Here is a 17536-nt window from a genome sequence, read left to right on the forward strand (position 1 = left end):
CTCTATCCGCCGACCGCCGGGCAATTCCAAATCCGGGCTATAGCGGGAGTGCCGGCTGGTCCTCGGTCACTCTCGGAGACGAGCGCACATCCTCGGCTTCGGCCAACAGGGAATCCACGTCCTCGAACCTCCGGTAGACGCTGGCGAAGCGGATGTAGGCGATATCGTCGAGCGCGCGAAGCCTCTGCATAACCATCGCGCCCAGGACGCTGCTCTTGATTTCGGACTGGCCGGAGTTTGCGGCCGCGCGTTCCACTTCGTCAGCGATCTGGTTCAAAACCTCGGTGCTCACAGGGCGCTTGGTGCACGCCGCGCGAAGGCCGCGGAGGATCTTTTCCCGGTTGAACGGCTCCCGTCTCCCGTCGATCTTGATCACGACCGGCACGTTTACGTCCACTCGTTCGACGGTTGTGCAACGGCGCAGGCAAACGAGGCATTCGCGCCGGCGGCGGATGGTCTCGCCGCCGTCGCTGGAACGGCTGTCGATGACGCGATCGTTATCTTCTCCGCAAAACGGACACTTCATAGTTTTGAGATTCAGGTTTCAGGGTCGGCGCAGGCGTCAGACGAACGCTTCCCAGACCTCGTTGGCCAGGAAAAGGCCGCGGTGGGTGAGTCGAATTGCATCCGGCGTCACTTCGAGAAGTCCCTGCCGGGAAAGGGCCGCAATCTCGCCGGCGAACTCGGCGCACGGGTCCGCGCCGAACCGGCTGGCGAAGGCCTCGCGGTTGACCCCATCCAGGATACGAAGCCCCATCATCATGGTTTCGCCCATTTGGCCCCGTCGGTCAAGCCGTTCGCGGGACACGATGGTGTCCTTCCCAGTTTCGGCCAACTGAACGTAACTCTCCAGCCTGCCCTCCCGCGTGCTGCGTTCGCCGTCTGTATAGGATGCCGCGCCAACGCCGAACCCAAGATAGTCCTCATTGCGCCAGTAGATGGCGTTGTGGACGCTCCGTTTCCCGGGCCGTGCGAAAGCGGATACCTCGAAATGCTCGTAGCCGGCGGCTGTGAGCGTCCCGATGGCGGTCTCATACATTTCGGCTTCATCGTCCTGGCTGACTTTTGGCAGACGGCCCTGCCCGTCCCAGAGGGCGAACGGAGTGTCTGGCTCAACGATGAGGCTGTACGCCGAAATGTGCTCCGGTTCAAGCGCCAGTGCGCCGGCCAGGGTGTCGGCCCACTGGGCTCTCGTCTGACCCGGCAGGGCGAACATCAGGTCGATGTTGATGTTGGCGAATCCGGCGTCCCGGGCTAGGCGGACGGACTCGATAGCCTGCTCCGGGCTGTGAATGCGTCCGAGGGTCTTGAGAAGGCCGGCGTCGAGGCTCTGCACGCCGAAACTCAGGCGGTTGACTCCTGCTTCCTTCAAATGCCGGAGAAACGCTTCGGTGGTCTCGCCTGCCATGCGTTCCGAGGCGATCGTGCCAGGGTTGCATTCGACGGTCACCTCCGCGTCGGCGTCAAGGCGAAAGGTGCCGGTAAGCGCGGTCATGAGGCGCTGAATCGACGAGGCGGGCAAAACAGAGGGTGTTCCTCCGCCAAAGAAGGCGGATTGGGCGCGCGTTCCGGCGAACGGGGAAGCGAGTATGTCCTTCAGGAGAGCGCGGACATACCGTTCGCGGACCTCCGGCGCGTATACGCCGGAGTTGAAGTCGCAATACGAACACTTGCGTTCGCAGAACGGGATGTGGATGTACAGTCCGGGAAATAACGCCGTGGAACGCGACAGAACGGGGCCGGGGGAAGGGGAGGGTCGCTCCTTTGTATCCTGGGCCGGCGGCTTCTCTTGAATGATCACGTGTCCAACGCGCGAACCGCTGCGTCTTCGTCGTCGTAAATACCGAATACCGTATTCAGCCGGGTGATGCGGAGCATTCGATGAATGGCGTCATTGCAGCCGACCAGATTGACGGATCCGCCGTCCGGACGCACCCTCTTCGTCGCGCCCAGCAGAGTGCCGAATCCGCTGCTATCCATATATGAGACCTGCTTCAGGTTCACCACGATATGCCGGTGTCCATCATCGATAGTGTCGGAAAGCGCGCGTTTGAACTGCGGCGCCGTGTACAGGTCAATCTCGCCCGACACATCGATCACCGCAAAACGGCTGATGGCGCGAATCTGTGTTTCTAACCTGACTTCGTCCACGTTGTATTCCCTCCTCGATGCAGCTTCCAAAGCCGCTGCACACGAGCACCCAGTCCGAGGCAATCCTTTGCGAGCAAGCATGGCTCAGGCGCGCCTGCTCATGGCTTTCGCCACGTTCATATTATGTGTTCTGCTGAACCGTTGGCAGAGCCATCGCGCGAAGCCACTCATTCAGCTTGGCTGTTCTTTGCGCATCGGCCGGCGGAAGTACCAGCGGCCGGCCACGCCCGTCGAGAATGAGCCCGACCACGCCGCCTTCTACAACCGCGTGCTCGACTGTTTTGTTCTTTCCTGCCCCAAGATTCCAACCCTTGCCGGGATGGATTGTTACCGTCTTCTTCTCGCCGAGGGCGAGGGGGATCAGTTTCAATTCGCCTGTCTGAACGGCAATTTCAGCGCCGTCCATCTGCACGACAAACGCCGTGCCGGCGGCATTGGCGGGACCGACGCCGGCAACGCTGTCACCCAGTTTGATCAGGCAGTCACGCTCGAACACCTGCGCGGCCGCCTGCGGGTGGACGGTGGAAAGGATGCCCAGTTGGGGCATCATGAAGATGCTGTCAACGGCCAGCATGGTGATACCCACGGGCTGGTAGGCGTCGAGCATCATCAGAGCGGATTGCGCCCGGTGGGGCGCATGGCTGAGCACGCCGCCGGACCCGACGATCATATGGAGATTCCACAGGTTCACCAGCGTGGCGCCGCTGGCCTCCTGCGAAATCGCCTCACCGACCGTGCGGATCTTCTGTACACCTTTGAGACCGCGCGCGAGTGATTTATGGTGGTCGAAGGCCAGGCGCAGCGCCTCCCGCGATACGGCGTGCTCAATGAGAAGGTCTTCAAGGTCTTGCGGCACGGTCGTGGGGCGGATCATCTTGTTGCGCAGGCGGTTGCGTAAATCGTCGTCGCTGATCGGGAACGGGATCCACCGCTGAATGTTGGGAACGCCCGCCTCGGTGAGAACATTGCAGATGGAGTAACTCATGCCGAGGTTCGCCGATACGGTTCGATTGAAAACGCCATCGAAGACGCTGAAAACGTCGGTTGTCGCTCCGCCGATATCCACCGCCAGGACGTTGATCTGCATCTGCTCGGCGATGGTTTCGATGATTTTGCCAACGGCGTTCGGCGTGGACATGATGCCGGAACTCGTCCAGGTCATGAGTTTGCCGTAACCGGGCGCCTGCTGCATCACGTGCTGCAGAAACAGCTCGTGGATTGCTTCCCGGGCGGGACCGAGGTTTTCGCGGTCCATCTCTGGCCGAAGGTTGTCCACAACCTTGAGGTCCACGCGGTTTTCGAGCACTTCTTCCACTGGCCCCACGGCGTTCTTGTTCCCGGCGAAAATGACGGGAATTTTGAGCCCGATTCCCAGGCGCGGCTTCGGATCGGCGGCCACGAGCATCTGGGCCAGGTCCACCAGATGGGTAACGGTTCCACCGTCGGTCCCCCCGCTCATCAGAAGCATGTCGGGTCGCAATTGACGTATGCGCTCCACCTTTTCGTGGTCTTTGCGTCCATCGTCCACGGCCACGGTGTCGATGACGATCGCACCGGCACCGAGAGCGGCGCGATTCGCGGATTCCGCGCTCATCGTCTTCACCACGCCGGCCACGCTCATCTGCAGGCCGCCGCCCGCGCTGGACGTGCTGAGGTAAAGATCGGCGCCGGTCTTGTCGTCGCGCTGGGGGGTGATGATCGCGCTCTTGCCCTCGGCGCCCTTCGTCTCGTCCGTCACGTTCAGGAGAGTGCGGCCGGAGAGCTCTTCCAGTTCGCGAACGGCGTTGACGACGCCGACGGTGACGTCGTCGAAAGGCGCTTCAACGGTAGTGGGGGCTTCGCCGCGGGTCGTCAGGCGGTATTCGTCGCCACGCTTCTCGATCAGGATGGCCTTCGTTGTGGTTGAACCGCAGTCGGTAGCCAGAATGGTGGTCACATCATCTATGTTGATTGATATCTCGTTCAAGGGTCGCCTCTGTCCAGGTTAGGATGCTACACCATTCTATCACGTTTGGGCCTCCTCGTGTCAGGAAGGCTGCCAGGCGGTGTATCGGGCACGAAGTTTGACTCGCCGGCTGCCCGATGATATACTTGTTCAGGTGCCGCGGCCCGTTCGTCTAGCGGCCCAGGACGCCGCCCTCTCAAGGCGGAAACCACGGGTTCGAATCCCGTACGGGCTACCACTCAGATAACCGAAAGCGCCCCCGAATCCAACAGGGATTCGGGGGCGCTTCTTTGTGTCGGCCGGGCTACTCGTTCAGCAGGCTGCGAACGCGCTGTTGCTCAAACGCCTCAAGCAGATCCTTCATCAGCGCGGCGGCTACCTGCGAGCGTACGCCGATAACCCGGAGGTTCTCTTCTTCATCGAGCACGAGGACGGGGAACTCGTCATAGTGCTCCGATATGATCTCATCCGCGGCCTCGCTGTGCTCGCACCATGCGAGGAAGTCGTCGTACATGCCCGGCACAACCCAGCCATGCGCGAAATTAGTATCGCGCAGCGCCTCCATGACTTCTATCAGGAAGCCGGCGTCCACCGGGTTGTTTCGAATCCCGTCGCTATCGTTATCGGGTGTCCACTCAGGGGTCATAGTCCACCGTTGTTCAGCCTGGCCGCCGCATCCGCAAGCCACTCATTGATCTCCGCGCAGACGGCGTCAGCTTCCGCCCCCAGTATCCGTCGTACGTACGCCTGGTTCACTCCCAGCAGATGGCGGCGAACGTTGAGCACCTCGTGCCTCCGCCTCGCCGTGCGCGCCTGGGCAAGAAGGTTATTCAGGCGATCGTGCAGTCTGGCGCGCGCGATGCCCTTGCTTTCACGGTGCGGAACCGCCCGGCCGGTTCGCGCGATCTGCCTCCCGCCATTCGCCTCGAGAAACGCCTGCACGTGAGTGGCTTCCATACGGCTTTGCGCTTCCGCTTCCTGCTCCAGGAGCAGGTTCGCGGTGCTTCGAAGCCCGGATGCGAAGACCTCCGGCGGCAGTCCGCGTCGCAGCATCTCCCGCGACATGCTGTGCAGTTGTTCGCGAGCCGCCTCCGAAAGGGAAGCGAACTCCGGTATGTCCGCGAATACCTCTGCCTCTTTGTCGATGCACATGGCCGCCTCCAGAACGCCAGAAGAATCACGTCCCCCCATAGTCATTCTACTGCGGGACGTGGAACTCGCGCCACGAAATCGCCGATTGCGCTAAACTGCGAAAGACAACTGAGGGGACAAGCGAGGGGATCATGTATCTGATTGGCGTTGACGTTGGCACTACTCACAGCAAGGCGGGATTGTTCCGGGAGGACGGGACGTGCGTCCACGTGGCCCGTCGCGAAACCCCCACTCGCTGGGATCCCGATGGTCCCGAAACGTACGATCCGGAGGAACTCTGGAGCGCCGTATCCGGTGCCGTCCACGAAGCCGCGGAGAAGGTTCCGGGCGGGAATATCGCCGTCGTGGGCATCGCAAGCCAGGCCGAAACCGGCGTGCTGCTGGACAGACGGTCCGGTGCTCCCAGATATCCCTTCGTCCCGTGGTTTGACGCCACCTCGGCGGCGCAGGCCACGCTCCTCGCCAAAGAGGACGATCCTTTCTCGCGCTTCCAGAAATCCGGCCTCCGCGCCAACCGGAAAGTCGGACTGGCGAAGATACTCTGGCTGAAGCAGCGCGACCCGCGCCTCGTGCAGGACGCCGTCTGGCTCTCCGTTTCCGACTATATCGCGTGGCGCCTGACGGGGGTCCAGGGCACGGATTACACCCTGGCCGGGCGAACATTCGCGTACCGGATGGACACGCTGGAGTGGGATGCGGACTGGATTTGCCACCTGGGCCTCGATCCGTCCATGTTCCCCCATGTCGCGGCGTCGGGGACAACGCTTGGCGATACCCGTGGCCCGGGTGCGGAACAGGCTGGGCTCCGCGCCGGCGTTCCGGTTGCCGTCTCCGGGCACGATCACGTTCTCGCAGCCCTTGCCGTCGGAGTCGTACAACCCGGCCGGGTGCTCAACTCGATGGGAACGGCGGAAACGCTGGTCGGTGTCGTGGATGCGAAGCCCCTCACGCGCGCACAATTCGATTCCAGCCTCAGTTTCGGCAGGCACATCTCCCCTGGACGCCTGTTCTGGATGGGTGGGCCGCCGTCGTCCGGCGCTTCCGTTGAATGGATTCGAACGCGCCTTGCGGACCCGCCTCTTTCTTACGCGGATATCGAACGGCTCGTTGGAGAAGCCGGGCCGGAACCCACCGGGATCCTCTACTATCCGTACCTTGCCGGGTGCGCCGCGCCGTGGCCCGAGCCCAGGATGCGCGCCGCCTTCATCGGCCTCGACGACGAACACACGCGCGCGCACATCGTCAAGGCGGTGCTCGAAGGTACGGCCTACGAACTCGAAGCGGTCCGGCGCGCGGCCGTGGAGGCTACCGGGGTCAACACAGACGTCATCCGGGCCGTGGGTGGCGGGACGCTCAACCACTCCTGGATGCGCATCAAGGCGGACGTTTCGGGTTGCGATTACGACGCGCCGGACATCCCGGAGGCAGCCGCGCTTGGAGCGGCCATCGCGGCCGGCATCGGCGCCGGTATCTACCCCGATGTCGATGCAGCCGTGAGGGCTGTGGGTAACGGAATATCGGCCGACCACTATTCGCCGGACCCCGCGCGTCATGACGCGTACAGACGGGTGTACGAACAGGGGTATCAGCCCCTTCACGACGCGCTTCGCGCAACGGCAATCGCGTTGGGCGACATGGCGCGGCAGTAGGGGTTACGTCTCCGAACCACGGCGCCGGCCGGCGTCGTCTCAATCAGTGAAACCTCGGCGCGCCGCGTTTGCGTATACGTGTTGTAACCGCCCCTCATGAGGATGCTATGCCTGTTGCCACAATCACAGATATGACGGTCTGCTACGGCTCGAAAGCCGCTGTCAGCAATATTAACGTTGAAATACCCGAGGGTTGCACCGGTCTCCTTGGCCCGAACGGCGCCGGAAAGACGACCCTGCTGAAAACCCTTCTCGGCTTCCTGCGACCGTCCCACGGTAACGGCGAGGTTCTGGGTCTCAATATCGCCACCCAGGGTCTCCGGATCCGCCAGTGCGTGGGCTTGATGCCGGAACAGGACTGCCATATCCCCGGCATGAACGCCGTCACGTTCGCCGCCTACGCGGGCGAACTCTGCGGAATGCCGTCGAACCACGCGATGCGGCGCGCCCATGAGACGCTGGAGTACTGCGGGCTGGGGGAAGCGCGCTACCGCAATGTGGAGACCTATTCCACGGGCATGAAGCAGCGCATCAAATTGGCGCAAGCCCTGGTTCACGGTCCCACTCTCCTGTTTCTGGACGAACCGACGAACGGCCTTGACCCCGCCGGCCGCGACGATATGCTCGGTCTGATACGCGACATATCTCACGGAAAGGGGATACACGTCGTGCTGTCATCCCATTTGTTGCCGGACGTCGAAAGGACCTGCGACAGCGTTATCGTCATGCGCCAGGGCAAGGTTGTTGAGCACGGGGGAATGGGCGAGTTGAGAAACCTGGGCGGGCGGCAGTTTGTTGTCGATCTGCGCATTCCATCGGAGCAGTTCGCCGCGGCCGTTGTGCGGGCCGGGGCGCAGGTGATCGGCCAGGCCGGCAGCCGGTACCGCCTGGCGGTCCCGGACGGCGAGGCCGACTGGGGCCGCACGCTCTTCCAATGCGCACGGGATTCCGGCAGCCAGCTCCGGTCGTTCCAGCCGGCTATGCGCTCGCTGGAGGAGATATTCATGGAGGCAGTGCAGTGAATCCGAACGAAGCCCCCCCCGTCGTCGCATCACCCATTGCAGACCTCAGTTACCGGGGGTACGACGGCCCTCTTCGCGCGCACCCGGCGCGCTGGTGGATCGTCGCCCTGGCCGGAATCCGCGCCGCCTTCAAGAATCGGTGGTTCTGGGCTTTGGCCGCCGGCGCCTTCCTGCCATATGTGTTTCACGGTCTCATCTTCTACGTGACCACCGTCTTCGCTCCGCAGGGGGGAGGGGGGCCGCCGATGATGGGTTCTGATGCGAACGGGCAGCGATACGCGATGGTCTTTTTCCAGGCCTTCACCGGATTTGAGTGGTTGTGGCTGTTCGCGATTGCGTTGATGGTCGGCGCCGGTTCGATCGCCTCCGACAATGGGGCCAACGCGCTCCAGGTGTACCTGTCCAAACCGATCACAAAGGCCGACTACCTGCTCGGGAAGTGGATGAGCATTTTCCTGATGGTATCGTTCGTAGCATTGGCGCCGGCCGTGCTGATGTACGCGTTCCTCGGCGCCGCTTGCGCGAACCTCGGTTTCTTCAAGAATGAACCGTTGCTTTTCCCGCACGTCGTCCTCGCATGCCTGATCCCGGGGGCGATCCATGCGAGCCTTCTGGTGGGGTTTTCCGCGTGGTGCACGAGCAGCCGGATCGCGGGTGCGCTATACGCGGCATTCACATTCGCCAGCAAGATCCTGGTGGGCATCCTCTGGATGGTCCACTACGACCACAATCCTGCGAAGGGCCTTCTGTTGCAGCACGGCAGCGTCGATGGCGTGATCTCGGGCCTGGCCCAGCGGGTGTATGGAATCGCGGTCCAGGTGTCTCCGATGTTTCGCCGTCGCGCGATGATGGGTGACCCGATTATCCCTCCACCCAACGTGCTGGCGCTCGGCGGCATCGCTCTCGGGGCATGCCTGCTCGCGATCGCCGCCGCGAGGTGGAGGATCCGCGCCGTGGAGGTGGTACGAGGATGATCGAACTCAATCACGCCTCCCGCTGGTATGGACAGGTCATCGGCGTCAACGATGTGTCGTGTGTCATCACGCCTGGCATCACAGCCCTGCTGGGCCCGAACGGCGCGGGAAAATCAACCGTGTTGAAACTCATCACCGGACAGTTGCGCGCGACGACGGGCGTCGTTTCGGTCCTTGGCCAGATGCCGTTCGCCAACCCGGCCGTAGCGCGCCACCTGGGGTACTGTCCGGAGATCGACAGTCTTTATGACGACCTGACCGGAGTCGAGTTTGTCACGATGCTGGGGGCAATGTCCGGGCTTCGCGGAAGCACTCTCAGCGATGCGGTCTCGGAATCCATCGATTTGGTCGGGATGTCTGAGAGCGCCGGGCGCAAGATCGGCGGCTATTCCAAAGGCATGCGACAGCGCATAAAGGTCGCGCAGGCTATCGTTCACGATCCTGCTGTGATTATCCTCGACGAACCTTTGAACGGACTCGACCCGGGCGGCCGCCGCGAGATGACCAACCTGTTCACCGCCAAGGCGGAACAGGGGAAGTGTATCGTCGTCTCCAGCCACATCCTGTATGAAGTCGAGCAGATGACGCGCAATATCGTGCTGATGAACCACGGGCGCCTGTTGGCCCAGGGTGATATCTACCAGATAAGGTCGCTGATCGACGCCCATCCGCATCGGGTGGCCATCGGAACGGACAAACCGCGCGAATTGGCCCGTGAACTGCTTGCGTTCCCGGACACCCTGAGCATCCGGATTGGAGGCGCGTACGGCGACGGCCTGGAGGTTGAAACGCTGGCGCCCGAGCGGTTCTACGACGCGCTCCCGTCGCTCGTCCTGGACGGCGGCTACAACATCACCAGTTTCGAATCGCCGGATAATAACCTCGAAGCCGTATTCCGCTACCTGGTTGGAGACAGCCAGACCCCCTCGGCGCCACGCACAGTGTTCGGCCCGCCCGTGACGAAGAAACCATGACCATGTTGTACCTTATCAAGCCCGCGCTTAAGGAAGTGTCGCGACCCGGGCGCGCACTCATCGCCACCCTGCTGGCCCTTGCACCCGCCGCCATCGCCCTCGCCTGGCGATGGTCTGCCGGTCCGACGCACTTCCCCCGCGAACTGGCATACAACTCGCTGGAATCCGGCTTCGTCTTCAGCTTCACGCTCGTCATTCTGACCGTGATGCTCGCAACGGGGGTGATATCGCAGGAACTGGAGCAGAAGACGATCGTTTACCTGCTGACACGCCCCGTGCGCCGGATCAGCATCCTGCTCTCACGATTCGCCGCGGCGCTCCTGATGATCGTGGCTACCTCCTGGGTATCCACGCTGGCGCTCGCGCTGACCACATACGGTCTAGCTCATCTGCACGGCTCTCCCGTAGGTCGAGACCTTCTCATCCTGCCGATCGGCGCGCTGGCGTACGGCGCGGTCTTCCTCTGCCTGGCCACGCTGATCGCCCGTCCGCTCCTGTGGGGCCTGCTGTTTGCGTTTGGCTGGGAGTGGTGGGTGCCCAGTCTGCCAGGCAACTTCCGGATGGCTTCACTGATGGCGTATCTCCGTGTCCTGGCCCCACATGCCACCCAGGACGGCGGGGAAGCCACGGACATCTTCGCGATATTGTCCGGGCTGGTGCCGACCAAAATCACCGCCGCTCTCTCGTGGGAGGTCTTGCTCACCGTCATCGTCGTCGCCATGGCCGGCGCGATGGTCGTCTTTTCGACGAAGGAATACGTTCCGCGGGATGATGCCATTTAGACACGCTGGTCGTGTCGACAAATACTCGGAACGAGACCTATAACTCGCTTACACGGCGTTCAATCCGGAACGCTGAGGAAAGGAGCGAGTTTTATGCCGCGTGTAGTGCATTTTGAGCTGCCGGCGGACGATCCCGAGCGGGCTATCGCGTTTTACACCAGGCTCTTCGGCTGGACTTTCGACAAGTGGGGCGACGAGGATTACTGGCTGATAGGCACCGGCGCGGAAGGCGAACCGGGCATTGACGGGGGAATGGGGCGGCGCTCGCCTCACAACGATTTTGTCGTCAATACCGTGGATGTCGCGGATCTGGATGCGAGCGTCCAGGCCGTCATCGCCTGTGGCGGCTCCATCGTGATGCCGAAAACGCCGATTCCCACCGTGGGCTGGCTGGCGTATTGCACGGATACCGAGGGTAATCGCTTCGGTATGCTGCAAAGCGACGAAAAGGCCGGCTGACCACCCCTTGTTACTTCGGCGCCGGCGCCGGGGTCCCCAGACGCGATTGAGACGCCCCGGGCCGGACGGCCGTCGGACATTTAGGCAAATCTTCCGGAAATTCAAGTTGACAGTTGTTATAGAACACTATAAAATACTGTGGGTCGTGATTGGCCGTGAACCAGCTCCGTTGGCGCGACCAGCCGCACAAATGGCCGCCCGCTTCACCCTTCCTGCGGCCTTGCTCGGATAGTCACAAAATGCTACGCCTTCATCGACCTCTTGCCGAGGTGAACACCCTCCGGTTGGTTCACCCTCGTTGGCCGGCAAGGGTTGCGTACCGTTGCGGTGCCGACAAAACAACCGCAGCGGGACGCCATATGCGAAGACTCCGTGCACGGCGACGGAGTGCCAGTACAATACACGCAGCGAAAGGACAACCGCATTGAAATGCCAATTGCTTGTTCCCGCGCTCGCCTGTGCGCTCTATGCTTTTGGGCCCCCGGCCCACGCGCAAAGCGTCACAGGTGCACCCGTGGACCTCACACCAGGCAGCATCTCGGGAGACATCTGTCCGCGCCTGAGCCAGGACGCGTCAAAGGTCTCCTACGCCGCGCAAAAAGGTCAATGGGACGCCTCATATACCTATGACAACACCATTGTCATGAATCCCGACGGCTCCGGCAAATACGTGCTGGAGATGCAGACTTACTTCGGCGGCATGGATAACTGGGGCTCGCTCAACGCGAACGGCTCCAAAATCGTCCTCCAGAAGACCGGTGACTATACCGTTGAACCGACCAGCCTGTACCTCGCGACGATCAATCCGTTCGTGTCAACCCGCCTCACCTCCAACAATTACGACGGCTGGCCCACCTGGAAGAGTGACGGCACCATGATCGCCTTCGTGTCGAAGCGCCTTAACGGCCCCAACGGCACGTACCAGTTGATGATGATGAAGCCGGAACCGGAGAGCGCCACAAACGTGCCGGTTCAGTTGACAACCTGGGCCGATGGCGAAGCGGCTATGCCGTATGGCACACCGGACGGCAAGATTCTCGTCCTGAAGAAGATCAGCGATTACCAGCAGGAGATCTTCCGATGTGACTTCGCGGACTCCAACGGTGACGGCGTAGCCGATAACCTCACGCAGGTCACGAACCTCGGCCGATTCATCACCAGCGTCAGTCAACCCGTTGCGGGCGGCAAGATCTACTTCGCCGCTACCGGGAATGACGGCAAGAGCCACGTCTTCACCGTCAACAACGACGGCTCCGGCCTTCACCAGGTGACCGGAGGAAACTTCGATGAAGCCAGCCCGTATGCCGCCGGCAACAAACTGGTAGCCTCGATTAACGACCCCAATAACGGCGTCAATAACTACGACGTCATGATCTACACCCTGAACACGGCTGCCGGCACAGGCACTGTGTCCGGTAAGCTCACGACCTCCGCCGGCGCACCGCTGGCAGGCGCGTCCGTTGCCGCCTATGACGGCGACACCGGCGCGGGAGACGCAACCACAGACGCGAACGGAAATTACACCCTCACACTTCCGGCCGGCGGCTACACCCTGGTCTTCGCAACCAACACACCCACCGTCTATGAGGTCAAGAGAAGCGTTGCCGTACAGATTGGCGGCGCAACCACTCAGGACGCCTTTACCACCCCCGTCGCCTCTCCTCGCCCGCGCGGAACCATCGCCACCATCAAGGCCGGCAAGGTTGAAGTAAAATGGGCGGCCGCCGGAACCCCCGACGGCTACAACGTCTATCGCGCCACTGCGGAGACGGGCCCGTGGACCAAAATTACCTCAACTCCGGTCTCTCCGGTCGATCCCGTCAAGTACATTGACAATACTCCCGGCAACCTTGCCTCCGTGTTCTACAAGGTCACCGGGGTCACCGGCGGCGTTGAAAGCGCATTCTCCGAAGTAGCCCAGGCGGCCAACAACCTGCTGTGGAATCCATCCTTCGAACAGGTTGACAGCACCACCGGCGAGCCCATTGGCTGGACCTACGGCACGTGGGGCGGCGATGGAACGCACGGCACGTCGACGGCGATCAAAGCCGATGGAACCCGCTCTATCTTCATCAAGACCGGCGCAACGGAACGCGGCGCCGGAATGTACCACCTCGACCTCCCGTTCTATCCGCCAACCCAGCCGGGCGTGGCGATGGTGGAAGGCGTGTGGGGCAAATTCACCGATACCAATACCACCTGGCCGCTCGCACTTATGCAGGCCCCGTGGGTCTCCGCCTTCGGATACATCCCGTGGTGGTATCCTCAGGACTGGGTCCAGGGACCCGGCCTCAGCCAGTGGGACACCGACGGACTGACGGTCGGCGGCGGAGACACGCCGTGGACCTGGCTCTACAACACCAATAACGTCGTCGAGTGGGAGTTCACCCAGGGCACGCGCTTCTCCATTCTCTGGCCGAACGACGGACTTACAACGCTCGGATCGTCTACCGCCTACGCCGACGACGCCACTCTTCAAGTCAAGCGCTTCGGGGCGACGGGCTGGGTCATGGGCCGAATCCTCGACACCAACGGCCACGTGCCCTCGGGCATCACGGTCACATGCGGCGGAAAGTCCATCGCCACCACCTCGTCCGATCTGTTCGTCATTAAAGACGTGCCGACCGGCGACCAGACACTCACCATAAAGGCCCCCGGCCAGCCGGACTACACGCTCGCGATTGGCAACTATGGCGGGTACATGATGCCCACCGTACACGTTGTGCCTGCCGCCGCAGCGCTCATTATCAAAGGCACAGTCAGATACCCCAATGGAACGCCGTGCCCGGGCGCGGACGTCCGCCTGATCACGTGCGGCGCGGCAGACGCTCAGGTAGCCGAGTTCACGACCACCGCTGACGCGAACGGCGCCTTCAGTCTCGGATCCGACACCGTTGACGTATCCAGCCAGTACGTAAGCCACCTCGTGGCTCATAAGAAGGGGTTCCTTTCCGCCCGGCTCGATGTGAACTTCGGGCTATCCGGCACTTCCGCCGGCAACGACATAACGCTCATCCAGCCGTCGGCTTTCATCGAAATCGCCAAGACTGCCGCCACCATTACGATCGACGGCCATGTCAACCCCTCTGAATGGGCCGGCTCTCAGGTGATCCGCACCAAGGTAGCAACCAGCGCTTCCCGCGTCCCCACTGTGAACACGACTATCTATGCGCTGTGGGACTCCACCAACGTCTACTTTGCGTTCATCTGCGACGAACCGAATCCTGCCGGCATCTTTGCCGACCCCTCCGTCTCCCTGTGGGGCGCACCGCCATACTGGAACGGCCACGATATGGCTGAACTCCGCATCGACCCGACCAACGGCTGCGACGCGGGCCAGGGCCACGAGTGGTGGCAGATCATGAACAATACGGCTACGCCGGTGTTCAACGACAACATCATCTGGCGCCGTGTCGCCGCGTCCCTCTGGGGCGACAATTCGCCCATCAGCGGCTACGAAGTCGCAAGCTACATCGATACCGCCGGCTTGAAGTGGTACCAGGAAGTCAAGATCCCGTTCGCCAGCCTGTCCACAACCTACGGGATGACCGTAGGCACTCCAGCCGTCGGCGACGAGTGGGCCATCAACCTCGCGCGGCAGCGCCATCAGCCGGACCCGGTTGGCGAAAGCTCCTCCATTGGGGTTATTCCTCCCGGCCAGGACGTCAGCTCGATCGCCCACTTCGTAACCACGTCAGCCGCGTTGCCCAAGGGTGACCTGAACGGCGACCGCGTCGTTAACCTCACCGACGCCGCTATCTCCCTGCGCATCGCCGCCGGTCTCGAATGGATCGACGGCCGCTTCGCCCAGGCCGACATCAATGGTGACGGCAAGGCCGACCTGTCCGACACCGTAAAGATCATCCGCAAGATCAACGGTCTGGACACTTCGTTCTAGAGCGACCTGCTTGTAGTTGGCCCGGGGACCGCAGCCAGCGGTCCCCGGACCAACTCTCACTCCCGCCAACCCGATCGCACGGTATTGGATAATGGAATGGCAAATCGCAAGCCACGGATGTGGGGATTCACACTGATTGAGCTCCTGGTGGTCATCGCCATCATCGCCATCCTCGCCGCCATATTGTTTCCGGTTTTCGCCAAGGCCAGAGAGCGCGCCAACTCCGCCAGCTGCCTTTCGAATCTGAAGCAGATGGGCACCGCGGAGCGGATGTACATCGATGACTACGACGGCGCACTAGTGCCGTACGGAATCAGCGAGGATGCGGCGCACGGCGGTTATACGACCACCTTTACCAAGCTGCTCGAAAAATACTCGAAGAACGTTACGATCTTCACCTGTCCGTCGGACCACCTCCAAAGGGACAAACTGACGGACCCCAACATCTATTGGCCCTATACGACAACTTACGGATGTAACTGGTATATATGCTCGGCCACGGGCTCGGCATGGTTCGGAAACAAGGCGTACTCCCGTAAGGAAACCCGGGTGAAGGAACCTGCAAACACCGTGTGGTGCGCGGATACCGCTGCGATCAAGCACGATAACACCTCCTCAATGGAGGTGAGCCAGTGGAAGGAAGACCTCGTCATCGCCAGGACGCTGTCCATCTATTTCTTCTACCTTCCAGTGGACGCTGAGTCCGGGAAACGGGGTGATTACGGTTGGTATACGGAATCGCCCTGGCTCCGGCCCAGGCCGGCCATTGTGCGGCCCTTCCCACGGCATTTTGGCCGCGTTAACTGCGTGTTCTTCGACGGCCACGCCGCCGCGGTTCCGGGGGCGAAATTCGACCCCGATCATTACCCGCAATACAGGTTCGGCCAGCAGGAGTGCATTTGGGATAACCCGACGACCCTGCCATAGGGCCGTTTCCCGGTCCGACGCGGGACGTCCGGCGGAAACCCATGCGCCAGCCAATGCCTCGGAGCCTCGCGCGGCTGAACGTCTTTTCAGAACAACGCGTCGATCGCGGACGAATCCACGAGCCGCCAAGACCCAGGGGTACCCGGCATGAACCAACAGACAGGTGATTTTGCGCTCTTTGACGCGGGTTGGGTCGAGGGACTTATCCGAACCGAGTTTCTCAACCGCAGCCAGCAGGGGTACGAACTGGACGGAATTGACGCCTCCCTTTCCGCTGCGTCCGGAAACGTCGATGCGCTTTGGACGGTCTATGAGGCGCTCCTGAAGACGGTGATTGCACCGGAATATCCCTACACGGAACCGAACGATCTGGCCGCCATCCGTTCCCTGCGCCCGCACGGTCCTCGCCGGCTTCCGGTCAACCACAGCAGCGTCCAAATGCGCGACCGCGTGCACGGCGCGCTTCTGGGCAGAGTCATCGGGGTCATATTGGGGCGTCCGGTCGAGGGTCTTGATATAGACTCCATCCGCCAGCGCCTGGAATCGACCGGAGACTATCCGTTGGCCGACTACTTCCGCCGGTTCTGGACACAGGGCGGGGTTCGCCAGGAAAACGGCTATGCTTCCTTCCGCAGCACGCGCGAAGGCCTCCGCATGCTCCCTGGGGCGGAGCCGGACGATGATCTGAATTACGTGATGATCAATCTTCGGCTTCTTGAGAAATACGGCGCCGGCTTCACCACTATGCATGCCGGCTACAACTGGCTGGAATCCTTCCCGGTAAACTGGGCGTGGGGCCCCGAGCGGACCGCGTATCTGAATCTCGCGCGTTACACCGACCAGGGCGATCGGTGGCGCTCCATCGAGCCCGAAGCGCTCTGGCGGATCACACACCACCTGTATGAGTCAAGCGAACTCATCGGCGCGCAGATACGCGCGGATGTTTTCGGCTATGTTCTTCCCGGCAAGCCCGAACTCGCCGCGGAGTGGGCGTGGCGGGACGGAGCGCTTACGCACGTCAAGAACGGCATCTACGGCGAAATGCTGTTCGCGGCGGCGATCGCGGCGGCGTTCGTCGCGGAGACACCACGGAAGGCGATCGAGATCGGCCTCTCCGAGATTCCCGATAGCTGCCGTCTCGCGGAGGCGGTGCGAAACACCCTCACGTGGTGGGATGAATCGCACGACTGGCAGACCGTCTATTCACGTATCGCGCCCGCATACAACAAATACCAGCCGGGCGGAACCATCAATAACGCGTGCATCATCGTAAATGCGCTGCTGAGCGGTGCCGGCGATTTTGAACAAACCATGGCGATAACGGTCATGCAGGGGCAGGATACCGACTGCACCGGCGGCACCGCCGGCTCCATCATCGGCGCGTGGCTGGGCGGAACGGGGATCCCCGCGAAATGGTCCGATCCATTGGCCGATACGTTTGAGACCGCCATCCCTGGCGAAGGCCGCAACAGTATTCGGGCCACCGCCGAACGCATTCAGCGCTTGTCGCTCGGACTGGCAAGTGCAGGCCGGGAGGCTGCGTTCCGATGGGATATCTGAACGTGCCACCGGCCGTTCTTTCGGTTGCGGGCCTCAACGTGGT

General features: G+C 62.0%; 15 protein-coding genes and 1 tRNA gene. 10 read left to right on the forward strand and 6 right to left on the reverse strand.

All coding sequences use genetic code 11. From position 1 onward, the window contains the following. Positions 1–37: 37 nt before the first annotated feature. The 4 genes from nrdR to VGM51_10460 form a co-directional block, all read right to left on the reverse strand. Entirely contained in the window at positions 38–526 is a 489-nt protein-coding gene (gene nrdR / locus VGM51_10445) for a transcriptional regulator NrdR (protein HEY3413458.1), read from the reverse strand. A gap of 36 nt (positions 527–562) precedes the next feature. After that, the gene (gene hemW, locus VGM51_10450; protein ID HEY3413459.1) at positions 563–1801 is read right to left on the reverse strand and encodes a radical SAM family heme chaperone HemW; all 1239 of its coding nucleotides are present in this window, start codon (positions 1799–1801) and stop codon (positions 563–565) included. Further along, positions 1798–2151, reverse strand: a complete 354-nt coding sequence (locus VGM51_10455) for an STAS domain-containing protein (protein ID HEY3413460.1) — start codon at positions 2149–2151, stop codon at positions 1798–1800. Before VGM51_10455 ends, hemW begins: the two co-directional genes overlap by 4 nt. Before the next feature lie 121 nt (positions 2152–2272). Beyond that, on the reverse strand, positions 2273–4117 hold the full coding sequence (locus VGM51_10460; GenBank protein ID HEY3413461.1) for a glutamate mutase L: 1845 nt from the start codon (positions 4115–4117) through the stop codon (positions 2273–2275). A gap of 140 nt (positions 4118–4257) precedes the next feature. Between VGM51_10460 and VGM51_10465 the strand changes: the two genes are divergently transcribed. Further along, a tRNA-Glu gene (locus VGM51_10465) sits at positions 4258–4334 on the forward strand. Positions 4335–4400: 66 nt separating this feature from the next. Here VGM51_10465 and VGM51_10470 read toward each other — a convergent pair. Together VGM51_10470 and VGM51_10475 are read right to left on the reverse strand one after the other, a co-directional pair. Next, positions 4401–4742, reverse strand: coding sequence for a hypothetical protein (locus VGM51_10470; GenBank protein ID HEY3413462.1), 342 nt, complete (start codon positions 4740–4742; stop codon positions 4401–4403). Then, positions 4739–5248 carry a hypothetical protein gene (locus VGM51_10475; protein ID HEY3413463.1) on the reverse strand — a complete coding sequence of 170 codons (510 nt, stop codon included), beginning with the start codon at positions 5246–5248 and terminating at the stop codon, positions 4739–4741. The genes VGM51_10470 and VGM51_10475 overlap by 4 nt, the downstream gene beginning before the upstream one ends. 131 nt (positions 5249–5379) lie before the next feature. Here VGM51_10475 and VGM51_10480 point away from each other — a divergent pair, with 131 nt between their 5' ends. From VGM51_10480 to VGM51_10520, 9 genes are all read left to right on the forward strand, one after another. Then, on the forward strand, positions 5380–6897 hold the full coding sequence (locus VGM51_10480) for an FGGY-family carbohydrate kinase (GenBank protein HEY3413464.1): 1518 nt from the start codon (positions 5380–5382) through the stop codon (positions 6895–6897). 107 nt (positions 6898–7004) lie between these two features. After that, positions 7005–7919: an ABC transporter ATP-binding protein gene (locus VGM51_10485; GenBank protein ID HEY3413465.1), complete on the forward strand. Its 915-nt coding sequence runs from the start codon at positions 7005–7007 to the stop codon at positions 7917–7919. Next, complete coding sequence (locus tag VGM51_10490) at positions 7916–8893, forward strand: ABC transporter permease subunit (protein ID HEY3413466.1); 978 nt, start codon at positions 7916–7918, stop codon at positions 8891–8893. Before VGM51_10485 ends, VGM51_10490 begins: the two co-directional genes overlap by 4 nt. Next, complete coding sequence (locus VGM51_10495; GenBank protein ID HEY3413467.1) at positions 8890–9867, forward strand: ABC transporter ATP-binding protein; 978 nt, start codon at positions 8890–8892, stop codon at positions 9865–9867. Before VGM51_10490 ends, VGM51_10495 begins: the two co-directional genes overlap by 4 nt. Positions 9868–9869: 2 nt before the next feature. Beyond that, on the forward strand, positions 9870–10649 hold the full coding sequence (locus VGM51_10500) for an ABC transporter permease (protein HEY3413468.1): 780 nt from the start codon (positions 9870–9872) through the stop codon (positions 10647–10649). Between the two features lie 93 nt (positions 10650–10742). Further along, positions 10743–11108, forward strand: a complete 366-nt coding sequence (locus VGM51_10505) for a VOC family protein (protein ID HEY3413469.1) — start codon at positions 10743–10745, stop codon at positions 11106–11108. A 514-nt stretch (positions 11109–11622) separates the two neighbouring features. Next, positions 11623–15006: a carboxypeptidase regulatory-like domain-containing protein gene (locus VGM51_10510; GenBank protein HEY3413470.1), complete on the forward strand. Its 3384-nt coding sequence runs from the start codon at positions 11623–11625 to the stop codon at positions 15004–15006. A 96-nt stretch (positions 15007–15102) separates the two neighbouring features. After that, positions 15103–15933: a prepilin-type N-terminal cleavage/methylation domain-containing protein gene (locus VGM51_10515; protein ID HEY3413471.1), complete on the forward strand. Its 831-nt coding sequence runs from the start codon at positions 15103–15105 to the stop codon at positions 15931–15933. A 147-nt stretch (positions 15934–16080) separates the two neighbouring features. Further along, positions 16081–17493: an ADP-ribosylglycohydrolase family protein gene (locus tag VGM51_10520; GenBank protein ID HEY3413472.1), complete on the forward strand. Its 1413-nt coding sequence runs from the start codon at positions 16081–16083 to the stop codon at positions 17491–17493. Positions 17494–17536 lie beyond the last annotated feature (43 nt).

The organism is Armatimonadota bacterium (genome assembly GCA_036504095.1).
Classification (GTDB): Bacteria; Armatimonadota; DTGP01; order JAKQQT01; family JAKQQT01; genus DASXUL01.

What these genes read in the sequence shown, in the direction of transcription:
- nrdR (HEY3413458.1), bottom strand. Translation starts at nt 526, where the DNA reads ATGAAGTGTCCGTTTTGCGGAGAAGATAACGATCGCGTCATCGACAGC.
- VGM51_10470 (HEY3413462.1), bottom strand. Translation starts at nt 4,742, where the DNA reads ATGACCCCTGAGTGGACACCCGATAACGATAGCGACGGGATTCGAAAC.
- VGM51_10475 (HEY3413463.1), bottom strand. Translation starts at nt 5,248, where the DNA reads ATGTGCATCGACAAAGAGGCAGAGGTATTCGCGGACATACCGGAGTTC.
- VGM51_10480 (HEY3413464.1), top strand. Translation starts at nt 5,380, where the DNA reads ATGTATCTGATTGGCGTTGACGTTGGCACTACTCACAGCAAGGCGGGA.
- VGM51_10485 (HEY3413465.1), top strand. Translation starts at nt 7,005, where the DNA reads ATGCCTGTTGCCACAATCACAGATATGACGGTCTGCTACGGCTCGAAA.
- VGM51_10495 (HEY3413467.1), top strand. Translation starts at nt 8,890, where the DNA reads ATGATCGAACTCAATCACGCCTCCCGCTGGTATGGACAGGTCATCGGC.
- VGM51_10500 (HEY3413468.1), top strand. Translation starts at nt 9,870, where the DNA reads ATGTTGTACCTTATCAAGCCCGCGCTTAAGGAAGTGTCGCGACCCGGG.
- VGM51_10505 (HEY3413469.1), top strand. Translation starts at nt 10,743, where the DNA reads ATGCCGCGTGTAGTGCATTTTGAGCTGCCGGCGGACGATCCCGAGCGG.
- VGM51_10515 (HEY3413471.1), top strand. Translation starts at nt 15,103, where the DNA reads ATGGCAAATCGCAAGCCACGGATGTGGGGATTCACACTGATTGAGCTC.
- VGM51_10520 (HEY3413472.1), top strand. Translation starts at nt 16,081, where the DNA reads ATGAACCAACAGACAGGTGATTTTGCGCTCTTTGACGCGGGTTGGGTC.